Origin of the sequence: Chitinophaga alhagiae (genome assembly GCF_003568665.1) — a bacterium.
Lineage (GTDB): Bacteria > Bacteroidota > Bacteroidia > Chitinophagales > Chitinophagaceae > Chitinophaga > Chitinophaga alhagiae.
In genome coordinates this window covers 433,089-449,741 of record NZ_QXMH01000004.1, presented here as the reverse complement: position 1 = coordinate 449,741, position 16,653 = coordinate 433,089, and the positions used below count along the sequence as shown (strand labels likewise).

At 54.8% G+C, this 16,653-nt stretch carries 10 protein-coding genes; 8 read left to right on the top strand and 2 right to left on the bottom strand.

Annotation, left to right across the window (positions count from 1 at the left end):
- Nucleotides 1-7: 7 nt before the first annotated feature.
- Entirely contained in the window at nt 8-2,656 is a 2,649-nt protein-coding gene (locus D3A97_RS20965) for a c-type cytochrome (protein ID WP_119080500.1), read from the bottom strand.
- 80 nt (nt 2,657-2,736) lie between these two features.
- The gene (locus D3A97_RS20960; protein ID WP_119080499.1) at nt 2,737-3,615 is read right to left on the bottom strand and encodes an AraC family transcriptional regulator; all 879 of its coding nucleotides are present in this window, start codon (nt 3,613-3,615) and stop codon (nt 2,737-2,739) included.
- Nucleotides 3,616-3,774: 159 nt separating this feature from the next.
- On the opposite strand from D3A97_RS20960, the gene D3A97_RS20955 reads away from it, so the two are divergent.
- The 8 genes from D3A97_RS20955 to D3A97_RS20920 all read left to right on the top strand — a co-directional run bounded on the left by D3A97_RS20955 (nt 3,775) and on the right by D3A97_RS20920 (nt 16,651).
- Nucleotides 3,775-5,253, top strand: a complete 1,479-nt coding sequence (locus D3A97_RS20955) for a sodium:solute symporter family protein (RefSeq protein WP_232826035.1) — start codon at nt 3,775-3,777, stop codon at nt 5,251-5,253.
- Nucleotides 5,254-5,287: 34 nt separating this feature from the next.
- Nucleotides 5,288-6,232 (top strand): dihydrodipicolinate synthase family protein, encoded by a 945-nt coding sequence (locus D3A97_RS20950; protein ID WP_119080497.1) that lies wholly within the window; start codon nt 5,288-5,290, stop codon nt 6,230-6,232.
- A 91-nt stretch (nt 6,233-6,323) separates the two neighbouring features.
- Entirely contained in the window at nt 6,324-6,917 is a 594-nt protein-coding gene (locus D3A97_RS20945) for an RNA polymerase sigma factor (RefSeq protein ID WP_119080496.1), read from the top strand.
- An 84-nt stretch (nt 6,918-7,001) separates the two neighbouring features.
- Nucleotides 7,002-7,967, top strand: coding sequence for a FecR family protein (locus tag D3A97_RS20940; RefSeq protein WP_198674106.1), 966 nt, complete (start codon nt 7,002-7,004; stop codon nt 7,965-7,967).
- Between the two features lie 21 nt (nt 7,968-7,988).
- Nucleotides 7,989-11,447 (top strand): SusC/RagA family TonB-linked outer membrane protein, encoded by a 3,459-nt coding sequence (locus D3A97_RS20935; protein WP_119080494.1) that lies wholly within the window; start codon nt 7,989-7,991, stop codon nt 11,445-11,447.
- A gap of 19 nt (nt 11,448-11,466) precedes the next feature.
- On the top strand, nt 11,467-12,933 hold the full coding sequence (locus D3A97_RS20930) for a SusD/RagB family nutrient-binding outer membrane lipoprotein (RefSeq protein WP_119080493.1): 1,467 nt from the start codon (nt 11,467-11,469) through the stop codon (nt 12,931-12,933).
- Nucleotides 12,934-12,939: 6 nt separating this feature from the next.
- Nucleotides 12,940-14,178, top strand: coding sequence for a purple acid phosphatase family protein (locus tag D3A97_RS20925; protein WP_119080492.1), 1,239 nt, complete (start codon nt 12,940-12,942; stop codon nt 14,176-14,178).
- A 67-nt stretch (nt 14,179-14,245) separates the two neighbouring features.
- Nucleotides 14,246-16,651 carry a beta-N-acetylhexosaminidase family protein gene (locus tag D3A97_RS20920; RefSeq protein ID WP_119080491.1) on the top strand — a complete coding sequence of 802 codons (2,406 nt, stop codon included), beginning with the start codon at nt 14,246-14,248 and terminating at the stop codon, nt 16,649-16,651.
- Nucleotides 16,652-16,653 lie beyond the last annotated feature (2 nt).

Below are 16,653 nucleotides of genomic sequence, written 5' to 3'. Positions count from 1 at the left end.
GGTGTTGTTATTTTTTCTTCTGCTGAAACACCGTATCCTGCGGATTTCCTCCGGCCTTCAAATAGGCCATCAAATCTCTCAGTTCTTCCGCATTCAGCCGGTTGATCAATCCCGGCAGCATCACAGACACTTTAGAGAGTTTGGTACCCGTTACCTGCTCTTTGTCCAGCTCACGTACTGTTTGCGGTGAGAAAGGGTTCTGGGAAATGTAGTATTTGCCGGCGTCGTCATTCACCATTCTGCCCAGTACGGAACTGCCGTCTTTCATGGTGAATACCGTGGCGGCGTACTGGTCAGATACCGTTTTACTGGGGTCTATGATCGCTTCCAGGATGTCTTTAGTTGTAAAGCGGGTGCCCAGCTGCGTAAGGTCTGGGCCGGCTGTGCCGCCTTCGCCGCGCATGTTATGGCAGGAGCTGCAGAGGGTTACGGCAAACATGGCTTTGCCCTGTTCGTAGTTGCGGTTGCTGAGGCCGCTGTCTATTACGGCTACTGCTTCTTTCAGCTTCCACCTTTTGCCGGGACCTTTGGGCTGGGGGTAACCTGCCGTCAGGCTGTTGCGGCCGTTGCTCACGAGAGAATCTCCTGAAATGCTGTTGAAATGGGCAAAGTCGTTTTTGGGCAGCAGGGCCAGCGCGTTCTTCCGGGCTTTGTCAAGGAAGCCAATGAAGCTGCGGCCGCCTTTGAAGCCGAAGGCGTTGGCAAACCATTTGAAGTAGGTTTCCTGCAGTTCCGGCGTCCAGCCGGTTTTGGCCTGGCTCAGTACGGTGGCGTACCAGGTCTGCTGCATAGGCGGCATTTTGGCCAGCATGTCCGCAATGTCCAGCCCGTATTGTGGATTGCGCATGATGAGGTCTTCGGAGGAAGTAGCGGTTTTTTGTTCTTCCTTGTCATCTACGGCTTTTGCCATCAGGGCCATGGTCTTGGATACCGCATCGGGCGCGTTGAGGTATACCAGCAGCTTGCTCAGGGAGCGGTTGAGGGCATTGTTGGCGGCCGGGTAATGCGGGTTGAGGTAGGCAACAAGCCGCGCCTGTTGTTCGTCATCAGGATTGCCCATGCGGGTGATCACCAGTTCGGTGGCGCGCAACAGGTCTCCCTGCTGCACGGCGCTGAGTTTACCATAGTCTACTGTCAACAGGCGGGAAAAGATGCTGTCTTTCAACACGGGCGTACCCTGGCGGGCCAGGGCAATGCCGGTTTGTATGATAGTGACCGGGTCTGTTTCCGCGAGCGCGCGGTTTTGCCATTCTGCTACAGGCTGGTTTTCCAGCGCTATGCGGGCGGCAAAGCGGATGAACCGGTCTTCATGTTTCAGATAGGGCCATGCCACGTCTACCGCACCGGCGCGGGCGCCGCCATGGTATTGTTCCAGCCGGCGGCGTACCTGTTGCGCGTCTGTGAGGGCGGGCGCTTTCAGCGGGCTGTTGTCTGCGGTATTGTCTTTATAGTATACGCGGTACAGGTCTGATTCCAGCCGGCGGCCGCCGGTGAGAAAGTACATAGCGCCGTCAGGGCCAATTACACCGTCTGTCAGCGGCAGGGGAGCGCCGGAAAGGAACTCTTCGGCCGTGGCCTTATAAGAGGCGCCATCCGGTTCCAGGTGTACGGCGTAGATGATGCCAAAACTCCAGTCAAACGCATAAATGGCCTTGCGGTATTTTTCCGGGAAGCGGGCATCGCTGCCTGATACTACGTTGGTGGGGGAACCTTGCCCGATGTTCAGGATGGCGGGCAGGTTATCAGGGTAGTTGGGAGACCACTTGGCCGTACCGGGCCGCCAGCCGAACTCGCTGCCGCTGGTTACATGGCAGATGCGGGTGGGGCGGTACCAGGGCATGCCGAAGTCCCATTCCATATCGGAATCGTACGTGAACAGGTCGCCAGACTCGTTGAACGCAATATCAAACGGATTGCGGAAGCCAGAGCTGATCAGTTCCCAGTTGGAACCGGTAGAGTCTACATGCGCTACCCAGCCGCCGTGGGCATTCACGATCCTGTCGTGCCCGCCGGGGTCCTTGATCATGGGCAACAGGTTATCTATGCTGTCTGTAGGGCGCATGCGGTAGCTGTTCATTTCCGGTATGCGGGTGAAGTTACCGGCCACCACATAGAGCGATTTTTTATCCGGGCTGAGGATGATGCTGTGCGGGCCATGCTCGCCTTCGCCTTTCAGCTCCTTGAGCAGGGTGATCTTGTCAAACTGGTCGTCTCCGTCTGTATCCTGCAGGCGGTACAGGCCGCTGCCCTGGCTGAATTTCTCGTCTTTGTTGTGGTTCACCATCACGTACAGGCTGTTGAATGCGTACAGCAGGCCTTGCGCATACCCCATGGTTACTTTGGAAGAGGTATCTGCGCCAATTTTCAGCCGTTCGGCGGTGAGCCGGTTGGTAGTGTCCCCTATGGCCGGTACGGTTACGCGGTACAGGTAGCCGAACTGGTCTGATACGATCATGCGGCCTTTGGGGTCAAAGGTCATAGATACCCATGAGCCCTGCATACTGTCACCCGGACTGTATAAATGCTCGGCGGTAAAGTTATCAGGCAGTTTCAGTTTTTCTACCTTCGGATCTACAGGCCCGGTCTTTTCGGGCTGCGTGGTACAGGCGGTAATGGTAATGGCTGCCAGTGCCACTACAGATAGCGTTCTAAGCATAGTTTGATGTTAAAGTGCTGTTTACGTGGATGCTCATAATGAAAAAATGCGGGTATAAAATACGCTTTAAGATTTGTTTTTTATAGCGGTCGCCGTAAATATCTTTCTTCCCGGAATTGTTTGGGCGAGGTGCCCATCACCAGCTTGAAGGAGCGGGAAAAGCTGTATTGGTCCGTATACCCCATATCCTGCGCAATCTGCTTGATGCTCAGTTTGGTCTCTTTCAGCAGCTGGCTGGCCTTCTGTATTTTAAGGGACGTGAAGAGCTGTATGGGGGAATACTTGGTCTTTTCCTTGAACAGGGCAGAAAGGTAGGAGGCGGAGAGCTGTGTTTCCCGGGCCAGGTCTGCCAGCGTGAGCTGGGTGTGCAGGTGCTGTTTCATGATAAGGATGCTGCGTTCTATAATATTGTCCGCCCCTTTTTTCATGTAGTTGAACACGGTAAGGCGGAAGGTGCCTAAAAAGCTGTAAAAGCGGAAGTTGGCGTATAGCAGGTTCTCGATGTTGTTCATCAGGTCCAGGTGGTGATGGATGTCATCAAACTGGGCAATGCGCCCTACCAGGGGCGGCACGGTGCGCGGTGCACCTTTTTTGTCTGTGGAGAGGTAGGAGTATATCTCGTCCGCCAGCAGCCCGTTGAATTGTATCGTGTACAACCGCCATGGGTCCCTGGCATCCGCCCCTGCGGAAAAGGGCATTTTTTTTGGTATGATCACGAACTGGTTGGTTTTGATGGGTATACGGCGCCCCGCATCGTACCAGCCTTTGCCGTGCGCGCAGTACAGCAGGCTGTAATGTGGACTGCCTTTGGGCTGTGATAAGCTACGGGGGCTGTTTTCAGTGGAAAAGCCCATTTCCGTGATGTACAGGTTTTTGCCCAGCGGGTGTTTCTCAAGTTTCTTCTGCAATTGTGGCGGCAAGATCCAGTTGGTTTGCTGGAAGGTGGGAGCGTTTATCATAATTACAGTAATTTAAGCTATTCTTTTCATAACATTAAACATTGCGCGGGTGATTATTTTTGGCAAACTTAGCATCCATATTCCGCGTGACACTACCGAACAACTATGAGCCATCTGCCTTTAATTGATTTACTGGTTATTTTCATTTACCTCGTCAGCATGGTCCTGGTTGGGGTGTATTTTTCGAGGAAGAACAAAAATGCGGCGCAGTTCACCACTGCGTCAGGCACTATACCGGGCTGGGCGCTGGGCCTTTCGCTGTATGCTACTTTTTTAAGCAGCAATACGTTCCTGGGCGTGCCCGGCAAGGCATTCGGCAGTAACTGGAACGCTTTTGTGTTCAGCCTGTCTATGCCTTTGGCCGCTTACATTGCGAGCCGGTACTTTGTACCGTTCTACCGCAAAAGCGGGGAGGTCAGCGCCTACACGCACCTGGAGCACCGCTTCGGGGCCTGGGCCAGAACATACGCCATGGTGTGTTTCATACTCACGCAGCTGGCGCGGATGGGCTCCATCTTTTTTGGTGTGGCGCTGGCATTGCAGGCGCTGACCGGGCTAGACATGAAAACCATCATGATCGTGACCGGCGCGTGCATCATTGTATACACCGTGCTGGGCGGCATGGAAGCGGTGATCTGGACGGAAGTGATACAGGGCCTCGTCAAAACGGCGGGAGCGCTTATTATACTCGGCATCATCCTGTTTGAAATGAAAAACGGGCCTTCGGATATTATCAGGATAGGGGCGGCAAACCACAAGTTTGCGCTGGGCAGCTTTAATATTACTGACCTCAGCACCTCTACCTTCTGGGTGGTATTCCTGTACGGCTTCTTCATCAACCTGAACAACTTTGGCATGGACCAGAACTACGTGCAGCGCTACCACGCGGCCCGCAGCCAAAAAGAAGCATCGCGCAGCATATGGCTGTGCGTATACTGGTACGTGCCGGTGTCTCTGGCGTTCTTTTTCATCGGCACCGCCCTGTACGCCTACTTTCAGCAACAGCCGGAACTGCTGCTGGCGGTGAAGCAGCAGGTAGCGCTGGAGCGGAACGTGCCGCTGGAATCGCTGACGCCTGCGGACTATGGGGACAAGATACTGCCTTACTTCATGGTGGCCAAGGTACCCAAGGGGCTGGTAGGGCTCATCATTGCCGCCATCCTTTCCGCCGCCATGAGCACCGTTTCCAGCGGCATGAACAGCTCCGCCACGGTATTCCTGAAAGACATTTACCAGCGTTATATCAATCCAGCGCCGGGGCCAAAAAAAGAAATGAAGGTGCTTTACATCACCACCACCGTCACCGGCGTGATAGCCATCGGCTTTGGCATGGCCATGATAGGGGTGAAGAGCGTGCTGGACATCTGGTGGGAGCTTTCCGGCATCTTTGCCGGCGGCATGCTGGGGCTGTTTTTGCTGGGCGTGGTATCCAAAGCAAAAAATACGGAAGCGGTGGCGGCCACGCTGATCGGCATTGTGGTGATACTGTGGATGTCTTTGTCCAAATACTTTCCTGACAGCTGGCAGCACCTTAAAAGCCCCATGCATGTGAATATGATCATTGTGGTGGGCACCCTGTCCATTTTTCTGGCAGGCACCCTGTTTACGCGGTTGAAGCGGGCGATGGTGAAAACATGAATTTGTTCCAATTAATTATAAAAACGGCTATTTTATGCAAAAGAAGTTTGTGCCTGTGATGATAACCCCTTACAACCTGAAAGCGAAAATTGATTTCGGCGTGGTGGAGAACCTGGTTGATTTTTACCTGGCCGCCGGTGTGAAGGGCTTTTTCGCCAATTGTCTTTCTTCGGAAATGTACAGCATCAATGAAGATGAACGGCTGGAGCTGACGCGGCATGTGGTGAATTATGTGAACGGCCGCGTGCCCATAGTGGCTACCGGCTCCTTTGGCCTTACCATTGAAGACAAGGCGGAGTTCGTTAAAAAGATAGCAGATACGGGCATAGATTCCGTGATACTGATCACGGGCCATTTTGCGCATGTGGATGAGCCTGATGATGTGTTGTGGGAGCGCTTTCACAAGCTGTTCTCCCTCACGGGAAACATACCGCTGGGTTTGTATGAATGCCCGGCCCCTTACAAACGCATTATTTCACCTGAAATACTAAAACGCCTGCTGGACACCAACCGGCTGAACTATCATAAAGATACCTCCTGCAATGTAGACAGCGTACGGGAGAAGCTGGCCATTGCCGCGGGCAGCAAGCTGGAGTTCTATGATGCGCATACGCCCAACGCCGTGGCCTCCCTGCAGATGGGAGCGGCGGGCATGTCTTCCATTTCCGGCAACTTTTACCCGGAAATACTGGTATGGCTGTGCCAGCACGCCAATGATCCGGACAGGCAGGAAGATGTGGCCTGGATACAGGCGGAGCTGCAGCGGGTAGACCCTTTGATACATATTGCTTACCCGATGAGCGCCAAGTATTTTCTGCAGCTGCGCGGCCTGCCGGTGCGCACTATCAGTCGCGCCCACGTGCTGGAGCTGACGCCTGAACAGAAGGAAGTGCTCAACAATATTTACCGGGACTTCAGGAAGTGGTGCGAACGGCTTAATATCAGGGAGGTGTCAACGGCGGCGGCTGCTTATCATTAATTCATCGTTATTCCTGCGCGGAAAGTATTGCCGGATGATTTTTTGTTTGTAGTTTGGAACGCCGATTGCTATTCCCTAATCCTTGTTGCATATGACCAACTTGCATATTCCGCTACAAGACGAACACACCCTCTGGACGAAACTCCGGGAGGGTGACCGGGATGCTTTTGGCGAAGTGTACCGGCGGTATTTCCCGCTGCTGTTCCGGTATTGCATCCGGTTCACAGACAACCGCCATTTGGTGAAAGATGTACTGCAGGATTTTTTTACACAACTGTACCTCAAACGGCAAACGCTGACCATACCGGAGCGCCCTAAAAGTTACCTGCTGGTATCCGCCCGCCGCGAGCTGGTGCGCCGGCTGGGCACGGAAACGCGCCGCGCCGGCGAGCCCCTGCAGGAAGAAGCCTATGATTTCAGCCTGGAGCTTTCCGCTGAAAACCTCCTGATCAACCGCCAGCACGAAGAAAAGAAGGCGCGCCACCTACAGCGCAGCCTGTACCTGCTGACAGACCGGCAAAAAGAAGCCATTTACCTCCGTTTTTATGAAAGCATGGGCTATGATGAGATAGCCGGCATTATGCAGCTGAAAGAAGTAAAATACGCCAGAACGCTGGTTTACAGGGCTATTACAGAGCTGAAGGCGGTGCTGGAAAAAGACGGGCTCCTGCTCTCGAAACATTAATTCCCATTTTTCCCGAAAAAAGTTGCCAAACCCTGAGGGCATTTTGCCCGCTCTATGCCTCCTCTATTCAGATACACGAGCATTATGACGAATTACAGGCATTACGAAGCAGCGGATTTTGTTGCGGACGCCTCTTTCCAGGCCTGGGTGCAGCACGGCAGTAACCACGAGTTCTGGACCGGCTGGCAGGCCGCCAACCCGGACAAGGCATCGGCCATTACCACCGCCAGGAAACTGGTAGAGGCCCTTCGTTTTCATTCAACGGAAGTTGACCCGGCTGAAATGACAGCAGTTATGCAAAACATCAACCAGGCGCTTGACCAGACTAAAAAAAATGAATCTTCCGCACGGCGGCGGCTGATCTATATTATATCAGCAGCGGCCGCCTCACTGATATTAGGCATTCTATTCCTATGGCCACCCTCACCTGCAACTGTTACCATCACTACCTCATTTGCTGAAACCAGGGAAGTGGCGCTGCCCGACGGCTCACGGGTGATACTGAACGCCAATTCCCGCCTGCGTTATCAAAAATCCTGGTCAGCCTCCCGCGAAAGGGAGGTGATGTTGAACGGGGAGGCCTTTTTCAAGGTCACCTCCCATCCTTCAGGCCTGCACCCCAAGTTCAGGGTGCATACGCCAATGGGCAATGTGGAAGTAATGGGTACCGCCTTCAATGTACATAACAGGAGGGGGGCGGTTACCGTGGTGCTGGAGGAAGGAAAGGTGAAGATGAATGACCTGGATATGGTGCCGGGAGACCTGGTGACCGTTTCCGCCACGGGGAGCGAGCGCCGCAAGGTAGACCCGGCAAAGTTCCTGGCCTGGAAAGACCACCGGCTGGTGTTCGAGAACGAACCGCTTTCATCCATTGCCGCAATACTGGAAGATACCTATGGCTATACTGTACAGTTCCGGAAAACCGCGGCTAAAGACCTGCGGCTTACGGGCACTTACCCGGGCAACCAGATAGGCCTGCTGTTGTCTGCCATGCGGGCAGTGCATGGCGTGAAAATAGAACAGCGTGACTCAACTATCGTTATTGAATAAGATTATTTAAAAACTACCGTTATGCAAAAGAGCTTTACAAAGTTTATCGCTCCATTTCTGGTGATGTTGGTTTTGTGCGGATCCCTGCCCTCCCGGGCGCAGGAAACGTTAGTGCGCGGCGCCGCAAAAAGCGCCGGCAAGGTGGCCCTCCTGAAGGTGCTCACCGGCCTCGAAGCCCGCTTCAAGGTGCATTTCAGTTATAATTATGAACAGGTGGCGGATAAATATGTGGCCGCCAGCAGCGCCGGAAACCTGGAGCAGCAGCTGGAACGCATGCTGCCACCCGTAGGCCTCACCGCGGTGAAGCTGGGAGAAGGCGCGTACGCCATCCGCCCCCGCGCTGCGGCGGCGGAACCGAAAATAGCCGCGCCCAGGGCTGTTGATCTGGCGGTAAGAGGCCAGGTAACTGATGAACAGGGGCAGGCCGTACCCGGTGTAAGCGTGCAGGAGAAAGGTACTTCCAACGGTACGGCTACAGACGGCAACGGCCGCTTCAGCATCCGCGTGGCCAGCGCCGGTTCCATACTGGTGTTCAGCTCGGTTGGTTACCAGACCAGGGAAGTAGCTGCCGGCAACGGTAACGTCAACGTACAGCTTTCTCAAGACGTGCGGAGCCTGGAAGGCGTGGTGGTAACGGCTTTGGGCATCAAGCGGCAGGAGAAGGCGCTGGGTTATTCCATTGCTACGCTCGATGCTGAAAAAATAGCGACCGTAAAAGATGTGAACGTAGTCAACTCCCTTTCCGGTAAAGTAACCGGCGTAAACGTAAGAGCTACCAGTTCTGACCCCGGCGCTACGGTGCTCGTGAACATCCGCGGTCAAAGCCGCTTCGGGGACGCCTCGGCCAACCAGCCGCTCTATGTGGTAGACGGTGTGCCCATTGCCAGTGCGGTGCGCACTCCCCGGCAACCGGTAGGCCAGTCTGTGGTAGATTATGGCAGCACGGTGTCTGACATCAACCCTGACGATATTGCCAGCGTAACCGTGCTCAAAGGCGCCAGCGCTTCCGCCTTGTATGGCAGCCGTGCCATCAACGGCGTAATACTGATCACCACAAAATCCGGCAGCGGCGCTAAAAAGGGCCTGGGTGTAAGCGTGAACTCCAGCTCCATGTTTGACCGCGCTTGGCTGTTCCCCAATTTCCAGAACGAGTTCGGGGCGGGAGACAGGGCCGGCTCTGACGAGACCATTTCGCCCGCTACCTGGGGGCCGAGAATAGACATCGGTACCAAACATGTACAGTGGGACAGCCCGCTGGACGCCAATGGAGACCCCATCCCCACAGACTGGGTATCTTACCCTGACCGTCATAAGGACTTCTACCAGACAGGCGTTACCCTCACCAATAACATAGCCATTACAGGGAATAATAAAGACGGGAACTTCCGCCTCTCTTATACCAACCTGATGAACGAGGGGGTGATCCCCAACACGGACCTGAAGCGTAATACGCTGAATGTGGCCGCGGGTTACAACCTCAGCTCCAAGGTAAGGGTAAGCACCAATATCGGCTATACAAAAAACAAGAGCGATAACCGCCCCACCTTTAACCGCGGCAGCGTTGGCAACATTGTGTACACCACTACGCCCAACGTTGACATCAAAAAACTGCGCAATTACTGGGTGCCCGGCAAGGAAGGGTTGGAACAGTTCACGCATCTGCCGGGAGATATGGACAACCCGTACTTTGTAGCTTACCAGTTCATCAATGCTTTTGACAGGGACCGGTTAACAGGAAATGTAACGGTGAACATAGACATCACCAAAGACCTTTCCCTGATGGCGCGTACGGGCCTTGACATGTTCTCGGAGAACCGGGAGAGCAAACGCCCCTTCGGTTCCATCCGCAACCCTACGGGCGCTTATGCCATTGAAACCGAAACGTTCCGCGAGCAGAACACAGACTTCCTGCTTACCTATAAAAAGAACCTGAACCCGGACTGGTTCATATCCGTTTCCGGCGGCGCCAACCGCATGGACCAGAGCGGTACCAGCACTGTTCAGTCTTCCGAAAGCCTGGTAATGCCCGGCCTGTATAACATTTCCAACGCCAAGGCCGGTACCGTGTTCAACAACTCATGGCGCCAGCGCAAACGCATCAACAGCGTGCTGGGCACCGGCCATGTAGCATACAAGAATTACGCTTTCCTGGACCTTACCGCCCGTAACGATTGGAGCAGCACCCTGCCCAAATCCAACAATTCCTATTTTTATCCCTCTGCCACGCTCAGCCTGATACTGACAGACATGTTCCGGATCAGCTCCGGCCCGCTCAGCTTCGCTAAACTGCGGGCCAACTGGGCGCAGGTGGGTGACGATACCGGGCCGTACCAGTTGTACAATACCTACAGCTTCGGGCAGGACTGGGGAGATGTAAAAAGGGCGAACATGCAGTTTGCCTTGAAGAACAACGCCCTGAAACCGCTGATTGCCACCTCTGTTGAGCTGGGTACGGACCTGCGTTTCTTTAATGGCAGGCTGGGCCTTGACTTTACCTACTACAATACCATGATCCGCAACCAGATCGTAAATATTCCTTCTACCATGGCCTCCGGTTACAGCTCCAAGCTGATCAACGCCGGCAAGGTGCAGAACAAAGGGTTTGAGATCGGGTTGTCCGGCACGCCGGTAAAGGGTGCTTTCACCTGGGACGTGAATGTGAACTTTACCCGAAACCGCAACAAGATCATAGAATTGACAGAAGGCCTGACCGGCTTCCTGCAGGGCGGTGCTGAAGGTGTGCAGTATGAAGTAAGGGAAGGGCAGCAGTTGGGAGACTTTTACGCGCGCAAGTGGGCCACCGTGCCGGACGGCCCGTATAAAGGAGAACCCCTGCTGGACAGTGACGGTAGTAACCAGCGGCTCAACCAGTACGAAAAGATCGGCAATTACAATCCCGACTTTATGGTGGGCATCAATAACAGCTTCCGGTACAAGAACTTTACGCTCAACGCGCTGGTTGACTGGCGCCAGGGCGGGCAGTTCTACTCTTATGTAGCTAAAAACCTGCTGAGTGACGGGCGTACCACCACCACGCTGGGTGGCCGGGACCCGCAGAGCGGCGGCATTGCATGGAACGACGGCACCAACGACCGTACAGACGGTATGATACTGCATGGTTATATTGAAGACGGCGCGGGCGGGTACAAGCTGAATACCAAAGTGACCGATCCGGAAAACTATTACGGTGAATATTACTGGGATTATAATAGCAGGTCAACGTTCGATGCCAGCTATGTGAAGCTGCGCGAACTGTCTCTCACCTATATGTTTAGCCAGAAAACGCTGGGCCGCCTGCCCGTTTCCAACGTATCGCTGGCGCTGATAGCCCGCAACCTGTTTACGTGGACGGCGGCAGAGCAAGGCTACGATCCGGAAACGTCCATGACCATTTCCAACGGCAGCTTTTCACCCGGGGTAACCAGCTGGGGCATGCCTTATACACGGTCTTTCGGCTTCAAGCTCGGGTTTAATTTCTAACCATTAATTATCTCCGTTTATGAAACGTTTGCATAAATTTTTACCGGTACTGTTCGTTACCACGTTATTTTCCTGCGCCAAGGGGCTGGAAGAGATCAACGTGAACCCTAACCAGTCAGAGAAAGTCAATCCGCAGTTCCTGTTGTCTACGGCGCTGATCGCTTCCGCGTACGACTACCAGAAGGATGCTTATTATGATAAGCCTGCGTCTGCCGGCCGTTACATTACACTGGTACGCAATGAAGGCAATGATAAATTTGACTGGGGCCCGCAGAACTGGGACGGGTATTTTTCCAAACTGTCTACCATCAAAAGCATGACGGACCTGGCCATTGAAAGCGAAGAGCAGCAGTATGTGGCGCTGGGGAAAATATTAAGGGCGTTCAACTTTGCCTATGCCACAGACCTGTATGGGGACATTCCCTATTCCAAAGCGTTATTGTCTAAAGATGAGGGCATTCTGCAACCGTCTTACGACCAGCAGAAGGACATCTATCCCTCCCTGCTCAATGAGCTGAAAGAAGCCAACACCATGCTGGCGGGAGAGCTGGAGCCTATAGATACCAAAGCAGACGCCATGTACGGCGGCAATGTGCTCAACTGGCGCAAATTTGCTAACTCGCTGCGCCTGCGCATGCTGCTGCGTATTTCCAAGGCCTATCCGCAAGCCTTTACAGATATGCAGGAAATACTGAACAATAAAACGCAGTATCCCATTTTTGAGTCTAACGCAGATAACGCTGAAATAAAGTACCTGGGAGATGTGGGCGCTAACGCATGGCCCGGCGCGCCTATTGCCAATGCCTACTCCGAGTTTGACAAAAGAAAACCCAGCAAGGAGATCGTAGACGCGCTGCTGCAACGGAACGACCCCCGCCTGGAAGTATGGATAGCACCGGTAGACGAGCCCGCTGGCGGAACTGTGGACAACAACCTCTACGTGGGCGTACCGAACGCGATCCCCGCACCGTATGACTATAACGGTGGTACCCCGCACATGTCAAGGCTCAGCGGCATGTTCAATTCCAACCTGCATGCCATGGTGAAAGCCAGCATGCTCACCTACGCTGAAGTATGTTTCATACTCGCGGAAGCGCTGCAGGCCGGCAAGATCACCGTAACCGGGGAAACGGCCGAAAGCATGTATTACAAAGGCATCAGGGCCAACATGCGTTATTATGGGGTAGAGGAAGAAGCAGATGATGACGGGTACTTTGACCAGCCGCTCGTGAAATACAACGGCACACTGCAGCAATTGATAGGGCAGAAGTGGATTGCCGGTTTCCTGAAAGGGGCCGAAGCCTGGTTTGACTACCGCCGCACCGGGTACCCGCAGTTTGTACTGGGGCCGCTGGCGCCGGGTGGTATTCCCAAACGTTATATCTACCCTGAAACTGAAAGGTCGTACAACGAAGAACAGTACCAGAAAGCACTCACCGTATTTGGAGAAGACAGGCAGACCACGCTCATGTGGTACCTGAAATAACATGTAATGAAAGTAAGAATAAGCAGCATTTTATGCCTGGCGATGGTTATAGGCGGAGCGTTCAGCGCATCCGCCCAAACTGCCCGGCCAGACAGGATCATACTGAACGTAACAGAAAACCCGGCTACCTCCGCGGCGGTTACCTGGCGCACCAGCACGGCCGTGAAGGAAAGTTTTGCAGAGATCGTTCCCGCGCAGGCAGACCCGCGCACCATGAGCAAGGCCGTGCAGAGCAAGGCGGTTACCACACCCTGGCTGTCAGACACGCTGAACGCGCATTACCACAGCATGGTGTTCCCCAACCTGACGCCCAACACCCTGTACGCTTACCGCGTAGGGCAGGGGGAAGACTGGAGCGAGTGGTTCCAATTCACAACAGCAGGCAAACCGGGAGAGCCTTTTACTTTTATTTACCTGGGAGACGGGCAAACCAACCTGCTTTCCATGTGGTCACGCACCATCCGCAAGGCGTACGAAATGGCGCCTGATGCCAGGCTCATGCTGCATGCGGGAGACCTGGTGAACCGGGGCAACCGTAACGTGGAGTGGCAGCAATGGTTTGAAGCCGGCGGATTTATTCACAGCACCATACCTTCCATGCCTTCTCCCGGCAACCATGAATATTATTACACTCCTGAAGACAGCGGCATGGTGTCTGCCTTCTGGCGGCCGCAGTTCACGCTGCCGGAAAACGGGCCCGCCGGGCTGGAAGAGACCTGTTATTATACAGACGTGCAGGGCGTAAGGTTTATTTCCCTGAACTCCCAGGAAATAGAGATCAACCCGGCCAACATGCTGAAACAGAAGGCATGGCTGGAAGAGGTGCTTAAGAACAATCCCAACCAGTGGACATGCCTCGTTTTCCACCACCCGGTACTCTCTACCAAAAGCACGCGGGACAACAAGGAGGTGCGCGGCCACTTTCAGCCACTGTTCAACAAATACAAGGTAGACCTGGTGATGCAGGGGCATGACCATACGTACGCCCGCGGAAAAGTGGGCAATACCGTGTACGTAGTGTCTGTAAGCGGGCCTAAAATGTACCCGCTGGACCCTCAGCCCTGGATGCAGAAAACGGCGTCCTATACCCAGCTGTTCCAGCTGGTGCATATAAAAGGCAATAAACTCCGTTACGAATCCTATACAACCACCGGCGAGCTGTATGATGCCTTTGAGCTGGAAAAGAAAAAAGGCGGCGGCAATGTTTTCACCAACAAGGCGCCGGCGGGTACAGCGGGGCATTGAGATGAGACAGGCGCGGCCTGTTATTTTTTAAACACAACTATTGGCTTAATACAGCAGAATTTCCGGCATGAGGATATTACTTTGGCAACGGCTTTTTTTCATAACACTGATAGCGGGCTTTTCCAGGCCCGCTGTTGGTGCTGTGGGTAAGTTCCCCGCAGCCTGCATGCAGCGCGCAACGCCGCAACTGGTAACCGGTTACGGTGGGCGCTCCGCCACGGTTGACGCCATCACCCTGCAACAGGCCAGCATATACGCTCCGGGCCAGGTCATGGCCGCCAGGGTATTGCAGGAGGAAGTGGCTAAACGCACGGGCCTTCAGTGGCGGGTAGTAACAAAGCTGCCGGCGGCCGGTGCGGTGATAGTGCTAAAAACACGCGGCGTTTCATTGCCCTGGTCTTTAAGCACGCTACCGGCGTTGCCTGCGCTGCCCGAGGCTTTCAGGCTGGCGGCCCTGCATGAAAAAGGGCGGGAGGTAATTGTGATAGAAGGGTTTGACCGCCGGGGAGTGATGTTTGGCGCCGGTAAACTGTTACGCATATTGCGTTACGCGCCCAATAGCGTGACCCTGCCCGCAGATTTGGCCCTGGCAGAAGCGCCGGAAAAAGCCCTGCGCGGCCACCAGATAGGGTACCGCAACCTGGCTAACTCTTACGACGGCTGGAGCCCGGAGCAATATGAACAGTACATCCGCGAACTGGTGATCTTCGGCGCCAACAGCATAGAAGCCATTCCTTTCCAGCCGTGGGGGCCGCATTTTTCGCTGCCTTCCATGGATATGAACCTGCGCATCAGCGAGATCTGCAAACGGTACGATGTCAACTTCTGGGTGTGGACACCCGCTACCTTTGACCTGAACGATGCTGCAAAGAAAGCGTACTTCCTCCGCCAGTTCGACACCCTCTTCCGCAAGGCGCCCCGGCTGGACGCCGTGTTCTTTCCCGGGGGAGACCCGGGGCATAACGACCCGCGGCTGGTAGTGCCGTTCCTGGAGAGTTTGTCCGGGCGGCTGATGCGCCATCATCCCAAAGCGCGCATCTGGCTTTCGCTGCAGGGTTTTGACAAGGAGCAAAGTAATTTTGTGTACGATTATATCCGGCGGCAAAAGCCGGGATGGCTGGCCGGGCTGGTCACAGGCCCCGGCAGCCCGCCCATGGAAGAGACCCGCGCGGCATTGCCCGGGGGCTACCGGCTGCGGCATTATCCAGACATTACCCATAACGTGCGTTGTGACTTTCCCGTGCCCTGGTGGGACCCCGCTTTTGCTTTCACCCTGGGCCGCGAAGCGGTGAATCCCCGGCCGGTGTATCACACCGCCGCATTCCGGCATACCGCACCGCTGAACGATGGTTTTATCAGTTATTCAGATGGCGCGCATGATGATGTGAACAAGATGATCTGGAGCATGCTGGGCTGGAACAGTAACCAGACGCCGCGCCACATGCTGCTCGAATATGCCAACTTCTTTTTTGACAGCGAAACGGTGGAAGCCGCCGCAGACGGTATTTTGGCGCTGGAGCGCAACTGGGTGGGGCCGGCATTGAAAAACCAGGGCATTGTAACCACCCTGCAGCAGTGGCAGCAAATGGAGCACCGGCACCCGCGCAACTGGCGCTGGCAAATGTTCCTGCTGCGCGCTTACTACGATGCCTACACGCGTGAACGGGCCTTTAGCGAAGCCATTGCGGAAGAAGCCGCCTGCAACGCGCTCATCAAGGCGCCCATCACGGGCGCGGATGCCGCTATGAAACTGGCGGAAAAGATATTGCAGCTGGCAGACACCCCGCCGGAACCCGCGTGGCGTAACAAGATCATAGCCCTGTGCGATTCCCTCTACCATTCCATTGCCCTGCAGACCAGCGTGCCCAAATACCAGGCTTCAGGCCCGGAAAGGGGCGCCGTGCTGGATTTTCTTGACAGGCCGCTCAACAACCGCTGGTGGCTGGAAGACCAGTTTGCCCGCATCCGGCAACTGCCCGCCGCGCAGCAACTGGCCGCGCTTGACACTATTGCCAACTGGACGCATCCCGGCTCCGGCAGCCATTATGACGACGTGGGCAATGTAAGCCGCTCCCGGCACATTGTGCGGCCGGAAAGCCTGGAAACCGACCCGCTCATGCTGCGGAGCGATAACCCGGGGTTTGACTGGTGGGACGGCGGCAAAAGCCGCAGGCGCCTCTCCTGGCAGGTAAGCATGCGCTGGCCGCACAGCATGGTATATGAACGGCTGGATTCCACGGCCCGCTATACCGTAAGAGTAACCGGCAACGGAGAATGCCTGCTGCGCGCAAACGGAGAAAAACTGACACCCACATTATACGGAAAAGGCATCGGAGAGATCAAGGAGTTTCCCGTACCGCAGGCCCTGACCCGCCAGGGCCGCCTGCAACTTACGTTCGATGCCATTGATGAAGAACATCTTAACTGGCGCCAGCACTCCCGTGTTACGGAAGTATGGCTCATCAAAAAATAGAT

Bases quoted from the DNA above. Each gene is read 5' to 3' on its own strand.
- D3A97_RS20965 (WP_119080500.1), bottom strand. From the start codon at position 2,656: ATGCTTAGAACGCTATCTGTAGTGGCACTGGCAGCCATTACCATTACC.
- D3A97_RS20960 (WP_119080499.1), bottom strand. From the start codon at position 3,615: ATGATAAACGCTCCCACCTTCCAGCAAACCAACTGGATCTTGCCGCCA.
- D3A97_RS20955 (WP_232826035.1), top strand. From the start codon at position 3,775: ATGGTCCTGGTTGGGGTGTATTTTTCGAGGAAGAACAAAAATGCGGCG.
- D3A97_RS20950 (WP_119080497.1), top strand. From the start codon at position 5,288: ATGCAAAAGAAGTTTGTGCCTGTGATGATAACCCCTTACAACCTGAAA.
- D3A97_RS20945 (WP_119080496.1), top strand. From the start codon at position 6,324: ATGACCAACTTGCATATTCCGCTACAAGACGAACACACCCTCTGGACG.
- D3A97_RS20940 (WP_198674106.1), top strand. From the start codon at position 7,002: ATGACGAATTACAGGCATTACGAAGCAGCGGATTTTGTTGCGGACGCC.
- D3A97_RS20935 (WP_119080494.1), top strand. From the start codon at position 7,989: ATGCAAAAGAGCTTTACAAAGTTTATCGCTCCATTTCTGGTGATGTTG.
- D3A97_RS20930 (WP_119080493.1), top strand. From the start codon at position 11,467: ATGAAACGTTTGCATAAATTTTTACCGGTACTGTTCGTTACCACGTTA.
- D3A97_RS20925 (WP_119080492.1), top strand. From the start codon at position 12,940: ATGAAAGTAAGAATAAGCAGCATTTTATGCCTGGCGATGGTTATAGGC.
- D3A97_RS20920 (WP_119080491.1), top strand. From the start codon at position 14,246: ATGAGGATATTACTTTGGCAACGGCTTTTTTTCATAACACTGATAGCG.